This window comes from Streptomyces sp. NPDC031225, assembly GCF_055570355.1.
Genome location: NZ_JBVIHJ010000006.1, coordinates 353,815 through 369,848 on the forward strand (window position 1 = coordinate 353,815; position 16,034 = coordinate 369,848).

The 16,034-nt window shown below is 68.2% G+C and carries 16 protein-coding genes and 4 pseudogenes; 13 read left to right on the top strand and 7 right to left on the bottom strand.

Features of this window, described 5'->3' with window-relative positions:
* Positions 1-189: 189 nt before the first annotated feature.
* From ACZ48Z_RS13305 to ACZ48Z_RS13320, 4 genes and pseudogenes are all read left to right on the top strand, one after another.
* Positions 190-402: pseudogene (locus tag ACZ48Z_RS13305) on the top strand (xylosidase); the annotation flags it as partial.
* A 101-nt stretch (positions 403-503) separates the two neighbouring features.
* Positions 504-680, top strand: coding sequence for a hypothetical protein (locus ACZ48Z_RS13310; RefSeq protein ID WP_468735938.1), 177 nt, complete (start codon positions 504-506; stop codon positions 678-680).
* A 59-nt stretch (positions 681-739) separates the two neighbouring features.
* Positions 740-2,752 (top strand): glycoside hydrolase, encoded by a 2,013-nt coding sequence (locus ACZ48Z_RS13315; RefSeq protein ID WP_468735939.1) that lies wholly within the window; start codon positions 740-742, stop codon positions 2,750-2,752.
* A 96-nt stretch (positions 2,753-2,848) separates the two neighbouring features.
* Positions 2,849-3,057 (top strand): annotated as a pseudogene (locus ACZ48Z_RS13320) (alpha-L-fucosidase); the annotation flags it as partial.
* A gap of 109 nt (positions 3,058-3,166) precedes the next feature.
* On the opposite strand, the gene ACZ48Z_RS13325 reads toward ACZ48Z_RS13320, so the two are convergent.
* Positions 3,167-4,156 (bottom strand): AraC-like ligand-binding domain-containing protein, encoded by a 990-nt coding sequence (locus ACZ48Z_RS13325; protein WP_468735940.1) that lies wholly within the window; start codon positions 4,154-4,156, stop codon positions 3,167-3,169.
* A gap of 260 nt (positions 4,157-4,416) precedes the next feature.
* On the opposite strand from ACZ48Z_RS13325, the gene ACZ48Z_RS13330 reads away from it, so the two are divergent.
* Positions 4,417-4,740: a hypothetical protein gene (locus tag ACZ48Z_RS13330; RefSeq protein ID WP_468735941.1), complete on the top strand. Its 324-nt coding sequence runs from the start codon at positions 4,417-4,419 to the stop codon at positions 4,738-4,740.
* 295 nt (positions 4,741-5,035) lie between these two features.
* Here ACZ48Z_RS13330 and ACZ48Z_RS13335 read toward each other — a convergent pair whose 3' ends face one another.
* Positions 5,036-5,947 (bottom strand): LysR family transcriptional regulator, encoded by a 912-nt coding sequence (locus ACZ48Z_RS13335; protein WP_468735942.1) that lies wholly within the window; start codon positions 5,945-5,947, stop codon positions 5,036-5,038.
* A 287-nt stretch (positions 5,948-6,234) separates the two neighbouring features.
* On the opposite strand from ACZ48Z_RS13335, the gene ACZ48Z_RS13340 reads away from it, so the two are divergent.
* From ACZ48Z_RS13340 to ACZ48Z_RS13350, 3 genes and pseudogenes are all read left to right on the top strand, one after another.
* Positions 6,235-6,867, top strand: a complete 633-nt coding sequence (locus ACZ48Z_RS13340; protein ID WP_468735943.1) for an NADPH-dependent F420 reductase — start codon at positions 6,235-6,237, stop codon at positions 6,865-6,867.
* Positions 6,868-6,964: 97 nt separating this feature from the next.
* Entirely contained in the window at positions 6,965-7,903 is a 939-nt protein-coding gene (locus tag ACZ48Z_RS13345; RefSeq protein WP_468735944.1) for an SDR family oxidoreductase, read from the top strand.
* A gap of 71 nt (positions 7,904-7,974) precedes the next feature.
* Positions 7,975-8,265 (top strand): annotated as a pseudogene (locus ACZ48Z_RS13350) (NADPH-dependent F420 reductase); the annotation flags it as partial.
* An 81-nt stretch (positions 8,266-8,346) separates the two neighbouring features.
* Here ACZ48Z_RS13350 and ACZ48Z_RS13355 read toward each other — a convergent pair.
* The 3 genes and pseudogenes from ACZ48Z_RS13355 to ACZ48Z_RS13365 all read right to left on the bottom strand — a co-directional run.
* On the bottom strand, positions 8,347-8,760 hold the full coding sequence (locus ACZ48Z_RS13355; RefSeq protein WP_468735945.1) for a (R)-mandelonitrile lyase: 414 nt from the start codon (positions 8,758-8,760) through the stop codon (positions 8,347-8,349).
* 74 nt (positions 8,761-8,834) lie between these two features.
* Entirely contained in the window at positions 8,835-9,602 is a 768-nt protein-coding gene (locus ACZ48Z_RS13360) for a glucose 1-dehydrogenase (RefSeq protein WP_468735946.1), read from the bottom strand.
* 393 nt (positions 9,603-9,995) lie between these two features.
* A pseudogene (locus ACZ48Z_RS13365) lies at positions 9,996-10,300 on the bottom strand (alcohol dehydrogenase catalytic domain-containing protein); the annotation flags it as partial.
* A 163-nt stretch (positions 10,301-10,463) separates the two neighbouring features.
* On the opposite strand from ACZ48Z_RS13365, the gene ACZ48Z_RS13370 reads away from it, so the two are divergent.
* Positions 10,464-11,333: a helix-turn-helix domain-containing protein gene (locus tag ACZ48Z_RS13370; protein WP_468735947.1), complete on the top strand. Its 870-nt coding sequence runs from the start codon at positions 10,464-10,466 to the stop codon at positions 11,331-11,333.
* Positions 11,334-11,546: 213 nt separating this feature from the next.
* Positions 11,547-12,560, top strand: a complete 1,014-nt coding sequence (locus tag ACZ48Z_RS13375; protein ID WP_468735948.1) for a DUF6215 domain-containing protein — start codon at positions 11,547-11,549, stop codon at positions 12,558-12,560.
* A gap of 87 nt (positions 12,561-12,647) precedes the next feature.
* On the opposite strand, the gene ACZ48Z_RS13380 is transcribed toward ACZ48Z_RS13375, so the two are convergent.
* On the bottom strand, positions 12,648-13,181 hold the full coding sequence (locus tag ACZ48Z_RS13380) for a P-loop NTPase family protein (protein ID WP_468736003.1): 534 nt from the start codon (positions 13,179-13,181) through the stop codon (positions 12,648-12,650).
* A 138-nt stretch (positions 13,182-13,319) separates the two neighbouring features.
* On the opposite strand from ACZ48Z_RS13380, the gene ACZ48Z_RS13385 reads away from it, so the two are divergent.
* The 3 genes from ACZ48Z_RS13385 to ACZ48Z_RS13395 all read left to right on the top strand — a co-directional run bounded on the left by ACZ48Z_RS13385 (position 13,320) and on the right by ACZ48Z_RS13395 (position 14,955).
* The gene (locus tag ACZ48Z_RS13385) at positions 13,320-13,811 is read left to right on the top strand and encodes a DUF2975 domain-containing protein (RefSeq protein ID WP_468735949.1); all 492 of its coding nucleotides are present in this window, start codon (positions 13,320-13,322) and stop codon (positions 13,809-13,811) included.
* Positions 13,811-14,077, top strand: a complete 267-nt coding sequence (locus ACZ48Z_RS13390) for a helix-turn-helix domain-containing protein (protein WP_468735950.1) — start codon at positions 13,811-13,813, stop codon at positions 14,075-14,077. Before ACZ48Z_RS13385 ends, ACZ48Z_RS13390 begins: the two co-directional genes overlap by 1 nt.
* A 578-nt stretch (positions 14,078-14,655) precedes the next feature.
* Complete coding sequence (locus ACZ48Z_RS13395; RefSeq protein ID WP_468735951.1) at positions 14,656-14,955, top strand: hypothetical protein; 300 nt, start codon at positions 14,656-14,658, stop codon at positions 14,953-14,955.
* Here ACZ48Z_RS13395 and ACZ48Z_RS13400 read toward each other — a convergent pair.
* On the bottom strand, positions 14,945-16,018 hold the full coding sequence (locus ACZ48Z_RS13400) for a medium chain dehydrogenase/reductase family protein (protein WP_468735952.1): 1,074 nt from the start codon (positions 16,016-16,018) through the stop codon (positions 14,945-14,947). The genes ACZ48Z_RS13395 and ACZ48Z_RS13400 overlap by 11 nt on opposite strands.
* Between the last annotated feature and the right edge of the window lie 16 nt (positions 16,019-16,034).

Below are 16,034 nucleotides of genomic sequence, written 5' to 3' on the forward strand. Positions count from 1 at the left end.
ATCGCGAACCTGGATTCATCCGGTCACTTCACGCCGCATGACCGACCGCCCGAACGCGGAGCCACACCACGAACGCGGGGCCGTACCACGAACGCGGGGCCGCACAAGGAGGATTGCAGCCATGGATATGTCATGTACATATGTCATGTACTCATCAACACCTCCCCCCGTGGGCGTGCCCTGGCCGCCATGACCGGCTTGGTGACCGGCATGTTCCGCGTCGGCAACACCTACTACGCCTCGGCCTCGACGATGCACTACTCGCCGGGCGCGCCCCTTATCCGCTCATACGACCTAGTGAACGGGGAGATCGCCGGTCACTCGGTGCCCGTCCTCGACTTCGATGCCAAGTACGACCTGAATGGCGCCCGCGGCTACGTCAGAGGTATCCGGGCCTCATCGCCGGCCGGCTCGACTTCTCTGCGATGCGGGACGGCGACCGCGCCGGACTTGCGCTGGTGCGCGACTCCTCCGCATGAATCGGGCTCCGGCACGGCGGCGGCGTGACGCGGGTGGTGATGGTCAGCGGTCTGACGATGGACGGCAGCTGGAACACCACCGGCACCGAGCTCGCGAGCACGGCCCTCTCGATGGGCTACCGATTCGCCCCCTTCAACCATGCCACGCAGACATTCGGCGGCACGGTCCGCGTCCTGCGGTTCGAGCTGTCGACGCCCTGACCCCGTCCGATCGATCGATCGAACAGCGCAACCCCCCACCCCTCCGTACGAGGAGAACCATGAACCCGCTGAAGCGGCTCGGCCGTCGCCGAGCCTCCTTGTTACCCCTGCTGATCGCGGCCGCGCTGGTGACACCCGGCGCTGCGACCGCCGCGCCCGAGGCTGTCCGCGCCTCCACCCTGGGTGCCCAGGCCGCCCAGTCGGGACGGTATTTCGGGGCCGCCGTGGCCGCCGGAAGGCTCGGCGACGGCACGTACTCCACGATCCTGGACCGCGAGTTCAACTCCGTCACCCCCGAGAACGAGATGAAGTGGGACACGACCGAGCGGTCTCGCGGCTCGTTCAACTTCGGCCCCGCCGACCAGATCGTCAACCGTGCCACGGCACGCGGGCAGCGGGTACGCGGCCACACCCTGGTCTGGCACTCACAACTGCCCACCTGGGTCAGCTCTATCGGGGACGCCAACACCCTGCGCAGCGTGATGAACAACCACATCACCACCGTGATGAACCACTACAAGGGCAAGGTCTTCGCCTGGGACGTGGTCAACGAGGCCTTCGCCGACGGCGGCAGCGGCCAGCACCGGTCCTCGGTGTTCCAGAACCTGCTGGGCGACGGCTTCATCGAGCAGGCCTTCCGCACCGCGCGGTCGGCCGACGCGTCGGCCAAGCTCTGCTACAACGACTACAACATCGAGAACTGGAGCGACGCCAAAACCCAGGGCGTCTACCGCATGGTGCGCGACTTCAAGGCGCGCGGCGTGCCCATCGACTGCGTCGGCTTCCAGTCCCACTTCGGCACCGGGGGCCCGCCGTCGAGCTTCCAGACCACGCTGTCCAACTTCGCCGCCCTCGGCGTGGACGTCCAGATCACCGAGCTGGACATCGCACAGGCGCCGACGGCCGCGTACGCGAACACGGTGCGGGCCTGCATGAACGTGGCGCGCTGCACCGGCATCACGGTCTGGGGCATCCGCGACAGCGACTCGTGGCGCTCCGGGGAGAACCCGTTGCTGTTCGACCGCAACGGCAACAAGAAGGCCGCCTACGCATCGGCGCTGACCGCGCTGGGCGGCACACCCGCGGCACGGAGCGCGACCGCGTCACAGTCCGCCGCCGCCCTGCCCTCCAGCTTCTCCTGGAGTTCCAGCGGAGCCCTGATCGCGCCGAAGCCCGACTCGACGCACAACATCGCGGGCATCAAGGACCCGACGGTCGTCTACTACAACGGCAAGTACCACGTGTTCGCGAGCACCGCGAGCGCCGCCGGGTACAACCTGGTCTACCTCAGCTTCTCCGACTGGTCGCAGGCGGGTTCGGCCACGCACCACTACCTGGACCGCACCGCCATCGGCACCGGGTACCGGGCCGCGCCACAGGTCTTCTACAACACCCAGCAGCGCCTGTGGTACCTCGTCTACCAGACCGGCAACGCGTCGTACTCCACCAACGCCGACATCAGCAACCCGAACGGGTGGAGCGCACCACGCAACTTCTACTCCTCGATGCCGGACATCATCAAGCAGAACATCGGCAACGGCTACTGGGTCGACATGTGGGTGATCTGCGACAGCGCCAACTGCTATCTGTTCTCCTCCGACGACAACGGACACCTGTACCGCTCGCAGACGACCGTCGGCCAGTTCCCCAACGGGTTCACCAACACCGTCATCGCGGCGCAGGACAGCAAGTACAACCTGTTCGAGGCGAGCAACGTCTACAAGGTGCAGGGCGCCAACCAGTACCTCCTGATCGTCGAGGCGATCGGGTCGGACGGCAGGCGCTACTTCCGCTCCTGGACCTCGGGCAGCCTCGCCGGCTCCTGGACGCCCCTCGCCGCATCCGAGAGCAATCCGTTCGCCCGGGCGAACAAGGTGTCCTTCCCCTCCGGCGCCTGGACCAAGGACATCAGCCACGGTGAGATGATCCGCGCCGGGTACGACCAGACACTGACCATCCCCAACTGCCGCCTGCAGTACCTCTATCAGGGCCTGAACCCCAACGCGACCGGCGACTACAACAGCCTCCCGTGGCGGCTCGGACTGCTCACCCAGACCAACTCCACCTGCTGACCTGACCTGACCTGCATGGGGCCCCCGGTGCGCATCGGGGGCCCCATGCCCATGCCCACGGCCTCTCCGCTTCCTGGCGACAGGTGGCGACTCCTCCTCCGACCGGCCCCCGGCTACCAGCTGGTCGGCTACTCCGGCGACAACTTCACCGGCACCTCCTGGACCTTCACAGCCGACAACCCCGACCTCAGAGTCACCGGCAACAACACCAGATCGTCTCGCTGAGGGTCCAGTTCAACCCCGCGACCTCCTTCCGGATCACCAACGCCACCGACGGCCTCGTCCTGGACAGCGGCGGCAACCTGCTGTGGACCTTCACGGCCCGTAGCCGGCGGAGCCTTCTGGCCCTACGGGGCGGGTACGCCGTGTCCGTCGACGTGGGCGTCGTAGACCCGGCCCCGGGGGCGGAGACGTTCAGCCGCGCCGTCCTGTCGGTCCCGGCCGGTTTCGCCGCCGGTAGTCGCCCGGTGGAGTCCCGTAAGCGGTCTTGAAGGCCCGGCTGAAGTCCGCCGCACAGGTGAAGCCCCACCGTGCCCCCACCGCGTGGACCGGCAGCTCGGCGAGGCGCGGGTCGAGGAGGTCACGGCGGCAACGCTCCAGTCTGCGGTGCCGGATCCACTCGCTGACCGTCGTCCCCTGGGGCAGAAAGAGCCGGTGCAGCTGGCGTACGGAGATGTGGTGGGCGGCGGCGACGAGTGCGGGCGACAGCTGCACGGTGCCGAGCCTGCGCTCGATGAAGGCATTGATGCTGACCAGCAGCGCGCGCTGACGGCTCTCCGGCGGGACGGCGTGACCGGTCTCCGTGCGATGCGCCAGCACCGCTGTGACCAGGTCGAGGACCACCGTGCCCAGCCGTACGGTGTCCTGCGGGCGGTACGAATCCGACTCCGCGACCAGACGTACCAGGAACTGCGCAAGGAGCCCCCCGAGCCCCGTGTCTCCGGCCATCGGCGCCGCGAGCAGCCGGTCGACCTGTTCCCGCGGGAGGGGCAGCGCGGTTCGCGGTATGCCGACGGTGATCGTCTCGACCACGCCCTTGTCAGGCAGCATCCACGACTCGTACGGGTGCGAGGAGTCGTTCAGCACGAGGTCCCCCACCGCCGGTGCGACCTCACGTCCGCCCTGTGCCATGGTCCGCTGTCCCTGCAGTGTCACGGCCAGTTGGTACTGATCCGGATCGAGCCTGCGCACATGCACCGGCGTGCGCAGCACCCGCAGCGCCGGAAGCCTCAGCGTCGCCACATGCACCGGTCCGGCCTGCAACACCCTGGCCACGCCGTGGAAGTCGGCGGCCTCATCGCTGGTGACCACCGACGGCAGATAGGACTGGGTGATCATCTCGCGCCAGCGGTCGAATCTCTCGCCCGGCGGCCACTCGTCACTGCTGTACACCGTTTCGAACACGTGCAGCACCCCCGTGGGCCGACATTCTGGCCCTCTGTTCGACCTTGTGGCGAGGCGTAATCCGGCCTGGCGCGCATTGCCAACCAGCCGTCGCTGTCTGATAACGCCCACCCGTGCCGTCGCGCCATACCGTCAGCCCGACAAACGACCGTTCGACTGTTCGTGAGTGAGAGGGGACCTGCGTGTTGCGCAACGTTTCACACCGCCGTCCGCTGCGGCTGTTCGCGTCCGTCCTGACCACCGGCCTGATGATATTCGGCATGACCGTGGCCGTCACACCGTCGGCCTCAGCAGCAGCCTGTACCACCTGGAAGCCCGCCGCGAACGGCGAGGGGGGCGGATCGATCACCATATCCACCCACCTCAAGAACAGCGACTACTCCGGATGCGACAACCTCGATCCGATCGCGGCCAACGAGTGGGTCTGGGTCCGGTGCCTCAAGTGGAACAGCGCCACCTCGCACTGGTGGGTGTACCTCCGGACCGACAAGGACTCCCACTACGGCTGGACGTCGTTGGACAACTTCAACAGCGTCGCGTACGACGACGACGGCGACGGCACCATCGAGTACGCCTATTGCTAGTGCCGGATCAGGCGACGTTCGCCCTGTTGGCTGTTGTGCGCAGGCGTTCGTCCGGCTCGGCAATACCTACCGAGGCCCCATCCGGCAGACCCGGTGCCCGGTAGCCGCCGGCAGGTGAGCACTCCGTCATCCCCGGACTTGAGTCCAGTTGACGGCTCGTGCCCCTGCCGGCTCCGCAGTCCTTTTACGACTTCGACGAGATGACGATTTCCTCATCCTGGAAGCGGCCCGCGCGACGATTGCCGATTCTCACTGTGCGCCACCATCGCCGTGCCACAATAGTCAACCGGTCTACTCAACCGCGCTCTGATACGGCATCCCTTGCAAGCTGCCACATTTCATAGTTCCCACATTCCGCCGTGATTTCGGCCGTCTCCCGAGCCGCGGTGAGGAAATCGTCGACCAGCGGCGAGGTGCGCGATGCCGCCACCGCGAGGCACACCTGGTCGGGCGCCAGATCCGGGATGGGCACATAGCTGACGTCCGGATGTGAGTAGAACACGGTCGCCGAACGGGCCAGGAACGAGATGCCCCGGCCGACCGCGACATGCTCGAGCGTCTCGTCCACCCCGCGCACCCGGTACCCGGCGTTCGGATGCGGGCGCCTGGTGGGCTGCGTGTTCGGATCGGCATGCCAGACCAGCGGTTCGCCGGCCAGGTCGGCCTCGGTGACCTCGTCCTTGCCGGCCAACCGATGGCCGGCAGGCAGCACCACCACCCGCGGCTCGGTGTAGAGCGGGATGACGCGCAGGCCGGCCTCGTCGATGGGCAGCCGCACATAACCGACGTCGATGCGGCCGTCGAGCAGCATCGGGGCCTGGTCGTCCCATTCGATTCGCTGGACGTCAACGACCACGTCCGGGTGCCGGGCCTCGAACGCCCGCGCCGCCGGGATGACCGGGATTCCGGCCCGGAAACCGACCACCAGCCGTCGGCTGCCACGGGCGGCCTCGGACACCCGGCGGCGAACCGCGTGCGCGGAGGCGAGCAGCGGACCGGCGTCGGCCAGCAGTTGACGGCCCGCGTCGGTCAGCGCCACGCCGTGGCGATCCCGGGTGAACAGTGAGGCGCCGAGGTCCTGCTCCAGCGCGCGGATCTGCCGGCTGAGCACCGGCTGCGCGATATGCAGCTTCTCGGCGGCGCGGCCGAAGTGCAGCTGGTCGGCCACGGCGACGAAATAGCGCATTTTTCGTAAATCCAGATCCATTGCGCCTCCCGGTCCGGTGATACCTCCAGGGTATCAGCACGATCAAAAGAGGTCTTGGACACCCGCTGCGGCCAATGACAACCTGAATAGGTACCTGATGGGGCCACATCGAATTCGGCAAAAGAATTCGCCACCGGAACCCGGCAGCAAGGCGGCCTGGGCCCAATGGGCACATCAGGAAATGTGCGCGCCGTGCATCGCGTCATTCGACAGCGTCGACGACACCTCCGTTGGCGATGACTGGGTGGGCATGGCGTTCTATCCAGCTTCAGAAAGCAGACACATCAATGAGCAGCATCAGCGTTATCGGCGTGGGGAACATGGCCCGCGCTCTGGCCCACCGGGCACTCGCCGGCGGCAACGCCGTCGAGATCATCGGCCGCGATCCCGCCAAGGCCGAGGAATTGGCCGCCGCGCTCGGCGGAGCCACTGTCGGGACGGACGGCGCGGCCCCGACCGGGGACATCGTTGTCCTCGCCATGCCGTACGCCGCGGCGGCGGCGGTGGTCAGCGAGTACGGGGACGCACTGCGCGGCAAGGTCATCATCGACATCTCCAATCCCGTCTCTCCCGACCTCAAGGGCTTCGTCACCCCCGACGGAAGTTCCGGCGCACAGGAGATCGCCAAGGCAGCCCCCGCCGACGCGCACGTCGTCAAGGCGTTCAACACCCTGTTCTCCCATGTGCTGACGGCCGGCCCAGCCGAGGGCCGCACATTGGACGTGTTCATCGCCGGCGACGACGCGCAGGCGAAGGCACGCGTGTCGGCCTTCGTCGAGAGCCTGGGGCTGCGCCCGCTGGACACCGGGGGGATCTCCATGGCGCGGGCACTGGAGAACGTCGGCCTGCTGGAGTTGGGCCTCATCACCCACTCCGTCAAGCACACCGACTTCTCCCTCGGCATCACCCTTCCCGGCTGAGTGCATCCGCAGCACCACTTCTCGTGCCACACCAGGCCAGTTGGCCAACGGCACGAGAAGAACAGCACCTCCACCCACTCTCACAAGGACCAGCAAAATGCGCGTTTTCGTCACGGGCGGGACCGGCCATTCCGGTTCGTACATCGTCCCCGAGCTCATCGCCGCCGGACATGAGGTCACCGGCCTGGCCCGGTCGGACACGGCCGCGGCGGCTCTGTCCGCGCTCGGCGCGAAGGTGCGTCGCGGCGACCTCGGCGATCTCGACGGGCTCAAGGAGGCGGCAGCGGACTCCGACGGCGTCATTCACGTCGCGCACCGGCAGGACCTGCTTCCCTCCGGCGGGCTCGACGCCGTGACCGCCGCGGAGCTCCCGATCATGCTCGCGTACGGCGAAGCACTGGCGGGGACCGGAAAACCGCTGGTCGCAGCGGGGAGCATTGGCTCCCCCGGGCAGCACCTGGGCCGGTCCGTCACCGAGGAGGACCCGGCCCTTCCCGGCGGCGATGAGCACAAGGGCACCCTGCGGGTTCGCAACGTCGTGGAAACCGCCGTGGTCGGCCTCGCTGAGCAGGGAGTGCGGTCTTCGGTCGTGCGGATTGCCAACATCGCGCACAGCACGACCGACCGTACCGGCTTCCTTCCCACGCTGATCGCGCTGGCGAAGGAGAAGGGCGTCGTCGGCTACCCCGGAGAGGGCGCGAACCTGTGGAATGCCGTGCACGCCCGCGATGTCGCCTCCTTGTTCCGCTTGGCGCTGGAGACGGGGCCGGCCGGCAGTTACTGGCACGCGGTCGGGGACGGGGCCATCCCGTTCCGCGAGATCGCCGAGGCCATCGGCAGCCGCCTGGGCCTGCCCGCCGTGAGCATTCCCGTGGATGTACTGATGGTGCCGGGATACTTCGGGTTCCTCGCGAACATAGTCACGCAGAGCTATCCGGCGTCCAACCTCATCACCCGCCGGACCCTCGGCTGGGAACCCGCTCAGCCCGGCCTGCTCGCCGATCTGGACAACGGCCATTACTTCTCCGCGAGCTGACGGCACCGACCCGAATCGCAACGGCCCGGCACATGACGATGGTTCGGCTCCTCTGAAGGGATGCGGAGAACATGACGACTGTGGGATTCATCGGAGGCGGACACATCGGCAGTACGATCGCGCGGCTCGCCGTCGAGTCCGGGCACCAGGTCGTGCTCAGCAACTCGCGCGGCCCCGAAACGCTCGCGGACACCGCCGCGGAACTGGGGCCGCGGGCGTCCGCGGCAACCAGCGGGGAGGCCGCTGCGGCCGGGGACATCGTCGTGGTCACGGTGCCGGTCAAGGCCTTTCCCAGCTTGCCCGCCGCACCACTGGCCGGGAAGACGGTCATCGACACATGCAACTACGGCCCCGATGGGCATGACGGTGGACAGCAGCCCGGGTGCCAACGAGTACGGCCCCTCCCCCAAGGCAGTCGCCCGCCCCGTCGTCGGCAACCGGGTTCAACCGTGAGTCGTGCGGGGGCCGTTGTACTGCTGCTCGGTGACCGGCTCGGCCCAGGTGGTCTCGGCGGTGCCGTCGCCCATGCCCTCCCACATGGCGAGGTGCTCCATGAAGCGGTCGGGAGTGGCACCGTGCCAGTGTTCCTCGTCGGGCGGGCAGGTGACGGTCTGGCCGGGGTGGGCTTCGAAGATCGTGCCGTCGCGGGTGCCGACCAGGGCTGTGCCGGAGACGACGTGCAGGGTCTGGCCCAAGGCGTGGGAGTGCCAGTTGGTGTGGGCGCCGGGTGAGAAGCGGACCATGTTGACGCGCATCCGGGACGGCTCCTGGCCGGCCACGACGACGTCCCACCACACGTCGCCGGTGAACCAGTCCGCGGGTGCCTTGCTGCTGGGCTGCTGCTCGATGAATTCCATGGGTTCTGCTGTGCTCTTTCTCGTGTCGGGTGTCTCGGTCGGGTGTCTCGGTCGGGTGTCTCGGTCGGGTGCCCCTATCGGGCCACGTAGCCTCCGTCGACGGGGAGAGCTACGCCGATGACGAAGCTTGCGCCGGGACTGCACAGCCACAGGACCGCCTGGGCGACCTCCTCGGCGGTGCCGAGGCGGTTCATGGGCTGGTTGGCCTCGGCCTCGGCACGGTCGAGTTCTCCCTTGACGATCATGTCGCTGACCATGGGGGTGTCGATGGTGCCGGGGCAGACGGCGTTGACGCGGATGCCGCGTGGGGCGTACTCCAGGGCCGCGCTCGTGGTCAGGCCGATCACGCCGTGCTTGGAGGCGTGGTACGAGGCGCGGCCGGGGAGCCCTACGAGTCCGCCCAGGGAGGAGCAGTTGACGATGGCTCCGCTGCCCTGGGCCCGCATGTGCCGCAGCTCGTGCTTCATGCTCGCCCACACGCCCCGCAGATTGACGGCGTTGACCCGGTCGAACCGGTCTGCGGGTTCGTCGGCCGCGTCGCAGGCCGGAATCTGTATGCCCGCGTTGTTGTAGGCCATGTCGAGGCGGCCGAGGGTCGCAACCGTTCGGTCGACCGCGGCGGCGACCTGGTTCTCGTCGGTGATGTCGCACGTGAGGGCGAGGACGCGGTGGCCTGCCTCGGCGAGGTCTTTCGCGGCCGCGTTGAGGGCGGCTTCGTCGACGTCGGTGAGCGCTACGGCGGCACCCGAGGCGGCGAAGGCCCGTGCGGTCGCCAGGCCCATGCCGGAGCCGGCTCCGGTGACAAGGGCGACCTGGCCGGTGAAGTCGTAGCGGGGGTTCATCTCGGTGCATTCCTTTCGGAGGGTTTTCGGGGGCTGCCGTCAGCGAGGAGCGGGCACCCGGGCCGGCCCGTCCGCCGGTGAGCGGGCGGCAGTGGTGCGCTGTGCCACCATCCGAGGCTTCTGCGCAGGGCCGCAGACGACGAGGGCGGTCAGCGGGAGCAGGGTGAGGGTCGCGGTGACGGTGCCACCAGCAGCGGCCCGGTCAGGCCGAGTGAGGTGTTCAGGGCCGTATCCGCGAGCACGGACCCGGCTGTGATCCCGGTGTTGAACGCCGGGATGGTCAACGCGGAGGTGAGAGTGGGGGCGTGACACCGGCGAAGCGGACGGCGGGCGCGGTGACGATCGGGGTGAGCGTGAATCCGGTCAGCCCTATGAGCAAGACCAGGGCGAGTCGGAGTGCCAGCCGTTGGGGCAGTTCGCACAGGTGTTGTCCGAGGTGGCGAACGAGCCGACCACGAACTGACCCGGCCTGACGCCGGTGACCTCACTGCCGACCTCCTCCACCACACCGACATACTCGTGACCCATCGGATGAGGTTCCTCGACCGGCTCCGCCCCGCGAGAGGGCCACAGGTTTGACCCGCAGACGTACGAGGCGACCGTACGGATCACTGCATCGGTGGGCTGGAGAATCGTCGGGTAGGTGCGTTCCTCCCGAAGCGCACATTGCCGGGAGAGTGGATGACTGCTCCGCGCACGGTGATGCCCTCCTGCGGTGCGGTGCGGTGCGGGTCTGGTCGCCATCGACACTCACACGCGGCGGCAGGCGGCAAAAGCGGAGGGATTCATCCCGGGAGGGGAACATCCTGGGAGAGAATTCTCCCCCTTTCTCTGAGTGCCATCAGTGCCATGCTGGGCAGCATGAGCAGCAACGTGCCCCTCAATGAGCTGGGAGAATTCCTCAGAACGCGCCGCTCGGAGCTGAGCCCGCGCACAGTCGGACTGCCGGAGACAGGCGGGCCACGCCGGGTGGCCGGGCTGCGCCGTGAGGAGGTCGCCCAGCTCGCCTCGATCAGCACGGACTACTACACCCGACTCGAACAAGGCCGCATGGAGGCGTCCGCTCCCGTTCTGGACACCCTGGCCCGCGTACTCCACCTCGACGACGACGAGCGCGGCTATCTCTTCCAGCTCGCCGGCAAGACCACCACCCGCACCCGTCGCCGCGGCAGGCAGACGGTCCAGCCGCAACTGCAGCGCGTCCTGGACGACCTCACCGCCACCCCGGCCGTCGTGCAGGGCAGGCGCGGGGACATCCTGGCCTGGAACGCCCTGGCCGCGGCCCTGGTCACAGACTTCTCCCTCGTCCCGGAAAAGCACCGCAACTACCCGCGGATCATCTTCACGGACCCGGCCATGCGCACCCTGTACGCCGACTGGGAGGCGTCCGCGCGGATCGCCGTGGCGCAGCTGCGGATGGAGGCCGCGAAGTATCCGGAGGACCCCCGCCTGATCGAACTGGTCGGTGAACTCTCCACGCGTGACCAGCAGTTCGCCCAGTGGTGGGGTGCACACAGGGTCGCCGCCCGCACCGTGGGGACCAAGACCCTCAGCCACCCGGTCGTCGGCGAACTCGTCCTGGACTGGGACACCCTCACCGCCAACACCGACCCCGACCAGCACCTGACCGTCTGGACGGCCGCTCCCGACTCACCCACCCACGAACGACTGCGCATCCTCGCCTCCTGGGCCGCCGACCAACACCTGTCCGCCTCGCAGCCACCCTCCTGAGTCGTCGGCCGCCCTTCTCGGACGCCGGACACCGGTGCCACCCACAGGTCCACAACGAACGGACGCCGTGTCACCTGCGTGAACCGCAGCAGCGGCCGCTCAATACGGCGCATCGGTCACCGCGGCGGATTTCGTCGCGTCAGGGCTCTGCACCTGCCCGGAACTGTGGCTTCCACCATGGCGGATGTGATCCTTTACTGGTGTGATCACCGGATGCTCGGTTTCCTCATCCGTCTTCTGCCCTTCTGGGTCCGCGAACCCCTGCTCATCGCGATCGGGTCCGTCCTCGGCATACGCCTCACCTATCTCGGCGTCCACGATCACGATCGGGTCGCGGCCGGTTTCGCCGTGGTGTTCCTTGTGTTCACCGCCATACGCGTCCACGGGGTGGTCCGGGCCCTGCGCGCACGCCGGAACCCGACTCCGGTCGCCTCCGCGGACGCGACCGTGGCCCTTCCTGTCGCCCAGGCCCCGGCGCAGGCTCAGATCCAGGCCAAGGCTGATCCGCCTGCCGGCCCTGGCACGTTGCAGAAGGAGCCCAACGTGTGGGGCCAGGCCTTCGCTGCCCTGGCTGTGTTCGGAGCGCTCGGGGGTGCCCTGTGGGTGGCTCCACACGTGATGCCGGCCGACGACAACACCCCGCAGCCCGCCTCCTGTTCGAGCGGAGAGCAGGAGGCGGTGCCGAAGGCCTACAAGAAGACGCCTCGGCCCGTGACCGGTGAGGAGCTGTGCAAGGCGCTCAACCGGCCAGACCTGGCCCAGCTCCTCGGAACACCCGAGGAGATCGCGTCCACGGCTTCCGGCACCAGCAACACGGCTCCCCTGACCGATGAGAAGGTCGCCATGCCGGAGGCCGAGGTCAGGTTCGAGACGTACACCGTGAATGTCTCGGCCACTTACAACCATCTGTCGACCGACCAGTACGTGAAGCTGATGAAGTACGGGAACGAGACGGACGTCAAGACGCTCAAGGTGCTCGGTCGGCCCGCGGTCTACTCCACGGATCACACCATGAGAATCGAGATCGATCTCGGGAGTACCGGATCCAGCGGGCCGGTCGAACAAGGCCCTCTGGCCAGGACTTTGACCGTGGCCCTCGATCCCACCGACCGGGGCGGCTACTACGACATCACGGTATGGAGTACGTCCGGAGCCCTCCCGACGGACAGTGCGCTCCTCGGCATCGCGGAGAAGCTTCTTCCGACGATCCCCGAACGCTCTGCTTGATGAGACAGTGAGGGCGTTTCGGCCGGGCGAGCCGGGTGCACCACGACCGGCCGGGCTGACATGGCGCCTCCGGCTGCTGCCCGGGTGTCAGAGCTCCCTGACGGGAAGGCCGGGCAGGCCCGTGTCCAGCAGGATGCGGTCGATGGTCGCCTGCAGGGTGCTGTCGGCACCGATGACGGTCTCGATGCCGCCCGGCAGGAGATCGAGGGGCCGGTACCAGTCACGCAGCTCCGGCTCGCCGAACTCGTCCGCGATCGGCTTGGTGGCGTGCCGCACGAGGGTCTGCTCGAACGGCACGTCCAGGTAGTAGGCGTGGGTGGGGCCGCGGTGTTCGGCACACAACCGGGTGAGCATCTCGCCGTAACGGTCGGCATACATGAGCCCCTCGACGACGACGTGATAGCCGGCGTCCAGGGCGTAGCGGGCCGTCAGGTCGATGAGTCCGATGTTCGGCGCGCCGGGCCGGTCCCGCTCACGCAGCACGACACGGCGCAGGTTGTCCTGGCCGACCAGCGCCAGGCCACGGCCGAAGGACTCACGGAGACCGGCCGCGACGGACGACTTCCCCGAGGCGCTGTTGCCGCGCAGCACGACCAGCCGGGTTTCATCGGACCCCACCATCATGGCGATCACCCTACTGAGGCTCTGTCCCATGCTCTGAGGGTGCACGCTCACACGAAGCCGACTTCGCCAGCACACCCTTGCTCAACCTATCGATATTCGATAGATTCCCATCGTTACTCGATGGAAGGAAGAGCCATGGGAAGGCTGACCGTGGGTGCGCTGCGCGCCGTCGGTGTGGTGATGCTCGCCGGCACCGTGTTCGTGCAGGCGTCGATGGTGTGGGTGCTGGTCAGCGGGAACGACCCGGAGGACGGAACCCTCCCGCTGACCCCGCTGCGCGTGATCACGATCCTGGGCATGGTGACAGTCCAGGTCGTCCTGGTCTGCGTGGGCCGACTGGTGACGATGGTGCGACGCGGAACCGTGTTCTCCCTCGCCGCCTTCCGGTACGTGGACGCCGTGATCGGCGCGATCGTGGCGGCCGCCCTGGTGTGGTTCGCGGTCACGGCCATCAACGCGCCGGGACAGCGTGCCGACCCGGGCGTCACCCTCATCATGGGCGGGATCGGGGTGGGCATCCTGGGGATCGCGCTCATCGTGCTCGTACTGCGGATGCTGCTCGCCCAGGCTGTCGCGCGTGACGTCGAAGCGTCGCAGTTGCAGGCCGAGTTGAACGAGGTGATCTGATGCCCATCACCGTCGACATCGACGTCATGCTGGCCAGGCGGAAGATGTCCGTGGGCGAGCTCGCGGACCGGGTAGGGATCACGCCCGCCAACCTGGCTGTACTCAAGAACGGCCGCGCCAAAGCGGTCCGCTTCGCTACGCTCGCCGCGCTCTGCGAAGTACTCGAGTGCCAGCCGGGTGACCTGCTGCGCTGGGAGGACGAGGACACGGCGAGCGGACGACGTACCCAGAGCGGGCAGGACACTGATGTGACGCCGGTTTCATGATGGTCCGCCAGTTCGTCGAGTTCTCACCTAGGGAAGTGAAAGGTCGCCTCCGCAAGGCGACATGACAGCCCCATTGACCACCCTCCCCGCCGACGACATCTCATTGGGCGCCGCTGGTCGCCGGCGCCGCACTGGTCGCCCGGCACCCGCGACGGCCTCGCCCGTCATCGCCGCGCGGCCGCGGCAACTTCCTAGCCAGTCAACCCTGTTCACCTCGAACAAGACCATCAGCGGTCGGACCTGCACATTCTTCCGGGTCCCCTCGGTGGTCCGCAGCAACAACGGTTCGCTGGTTGCCTTCGCCGAAGCCCGGATGGGCAGTGGGTGCGAGGACACCAAAGAGATGGACATCGTGAGCCGGACGTCGTCCGACAGCGGCGCCACCTGGAGCGCGCCGCAGATCATCGCCCGCAGTCTGTCGAGCGGCCCCGCCGACCTGGGCGTGCCGGCCATCGACGCCCAGCACTCACCGTCGTCGACGCCACGTACAAGGACCCGGCCACAGGTCAGCTCAAGGGCCGGCTGGTGCTGCTCCACAGCGTGCGGCTGCTCACCGACGGGGCATCAACACGAACAGCGTGCCGAACCGCATCCAGACGTTCGCCATGTACAGCCATGACGACGGCCAGACCTGGGTCGACCGGCAGGACATCACCAGCAAGGTGAACCCTCGGCAGGACAGCCAGCCGGCCACCGAGCAGCAGGGCGTCCGCTACCTCGAACCCGGCCCGGGACACGGCCTCCAGTTGCTTCCGACCCCGGACGACGAGGACGGCCGGCTGCTGGCCACCGCCTACAGAACGGACAGGTGGGGGCCGACGGAGCGTGGGGCAGTGGGCTCGCCGGTCCGTTTCCCGCACCGGGAGGTCAGGGGATGAGGATGATCTTGCCGACGGCGGTGCGGCCGGAGGATTCCGCCAACTCGATGGCCTCGGCGGCCTCGGTGAGCGGGAAGCGGGCTGCGATCTTCGCGGTGAGTACGTCGTCGCGCAGCAGGCCGAAGACGTGGGTGAGGTCGGAGCGCAGCCGGGCCCGGAACGCCTCACGCTTGGCCGAGTCCGGCTTGCCGGCGCCCGCCCAGATGTCGTAGAAGCTCGCGTGCCTGCTGGTCGGCAGGTAGTTCCAGAACGCCAGCTTGGCCAGCAGCGGCAGGAAGTCGAGAAGGACGGGCCCGGTGCCGTCGAGAACCGCGGCAATGCTGTAGGAGACCAGCGTGCCGGTGCGGTTGAGGAGTCGGTACGAGAGGCTGACGCTTGCGCCGCCGAGGTGGTCGAACACGGCGTCCACGCCGTCGGGGGCCAGTTCCCGGATGCGGGCGGCCAGGTCGGGGTCCCGGTAGTCGACGGGCTCCACGCCCAGGATGCGCAGCGCCTCGTGGTGGCGCGGACCGGCCGTGCCGATCACGCGGGCGCCGGCGTGACGGGCGAGTTGCACCAGGACCGAGCCCACGCCACCGGCGGCGCCCGTCACGAGTACGGTCTGCCCGGCCCGCACCTTCGCGGTGCGGTGCAGCATTTGGTAGGCGGTCAGCCCGTTGACTATCAGTGTCTCCGCCTCCTGGGGGCCGATCCCGTCAGGCACTTCCACCAGGTCGGCGGCGGCCAGCAGGACGGCGGTGGCCCAGCCACCGGTCTTGGTCAGCGCGGCAACGCGTCGGCCGACGAGCGTGGGATCCACTCCGGTGCCGACGGCCTCGACGACGCCTACAAGGTCGTAGCCGGGCACGAATGGGAACGCCGGCTGGCCGTAGTAGCGGCCGCGGCGCATCGCGCTCTCGGCGAAGGACACGGCGGTCGACTCGACGCGCACTAGGGCCTGACCGACGGCGGGTGACGGCAGGGTGCGCCGGACCAGCTGCAGACCGGACGGTGCGACCTTGCCCGGGAGCACTACCTCGGTTGCGGTGACGGTGTCCTCGTGGATGGCGCCGGCCTCGGTCATGATCGGATCCCCTCAA

Coding starts and splice junctions, on each gene's coding strand:
- ACZ48Z_RS13375 (WP_468735948.1), top strand. CDS start 11,547: ATGCTCGGTTTCCTCATCCGTCTTCTGCCCTTCTGGGTCCGCGAACCC.
- ACZ48Z_RS13355 (WP_468735945.1), bottom strand. CDS start 8,760: ATGGAATTCATCGAGCAGCAGCCCAGCAGCAAGGCACCCGCGGACTGG.
- ACZ48Z_RS13385 (WP_468735949.1), top strand. CDS start 13,320: ATGGGAAGGCTGACCGTGGGTGCGCTGCGCGCCGTCGGTGTGGTGATG.
- ACZ48Z_RS13360 (WP_468735946.1), bottom strand. CDS start 9,602: ATGAACCCCCGCTACGACTTCACCGGCCAGGTCGCCCTTGTCACCGGA.
- ACZ48Z_RS13315 (WP_468735939.1), top strand. CDS start 740: ATGAACCCGCTGAAGCGGCTCGGCCGTCGCCGAGCCTCCTTGTTACCC.
- ACZ48Z_RS13370 (WP_468735947.1), top strand. CDS start 10,464: ATGAGCAGCAACGTGCCCCTCAATGAGCTGGGAGAATTCCTCAGAACG.
- ACZ48Z_RS13390 (WP_468735950.1), top strand. CDS start 13,811: ATGCCCATCACCGTCGACATCGACGTCATGCTGGCCAGGCGGAAGATG.
- ACZ48Z_RS13345 (WP_468735944.1), top strand. CDS start 6,965: ATGCGCGTTTTCGTCACGGGCGGGACCGGCCATTCCGGTTCGTACATC.
- ACZ48Z_RS13330 (WP_468735941.1), top strand. CDS start 4,417: ATGACCGTGGCCGTCACACCGTCGGCCTCAGCAGCAGCCTGTACCACC.
- ACZ48Z_RS13400 (WP_468735952.1), bottom strand. CDS start 16,018: ATGACCGAGGCCGGCGCCATCCACGAGGACACCGTCACCGCAACCGAG.
- ACZ48Z_RS13335 (WP_468735942.1), bottom strand. CDS start 5,947: ATGGATCTGGATTTACGAAAAATGCGCTATTTCGTCGCCGTGGCCGAC.
- ACZ48Z_RS13380 (WP_468736003.1), bottom strand. CDS start 13,181: ATGGTGGGGTCCGATGAAACCCGGCTGGTCGTGCTGCGCGGCAACAGC.
- ACZ48Z_RS13340 (WP_468735943.1), top strand. CDS start 6,235: ATGAGCAGCATCAGCGTTATCGGCGTGGGGAACATGGCCCGCGCTCTG.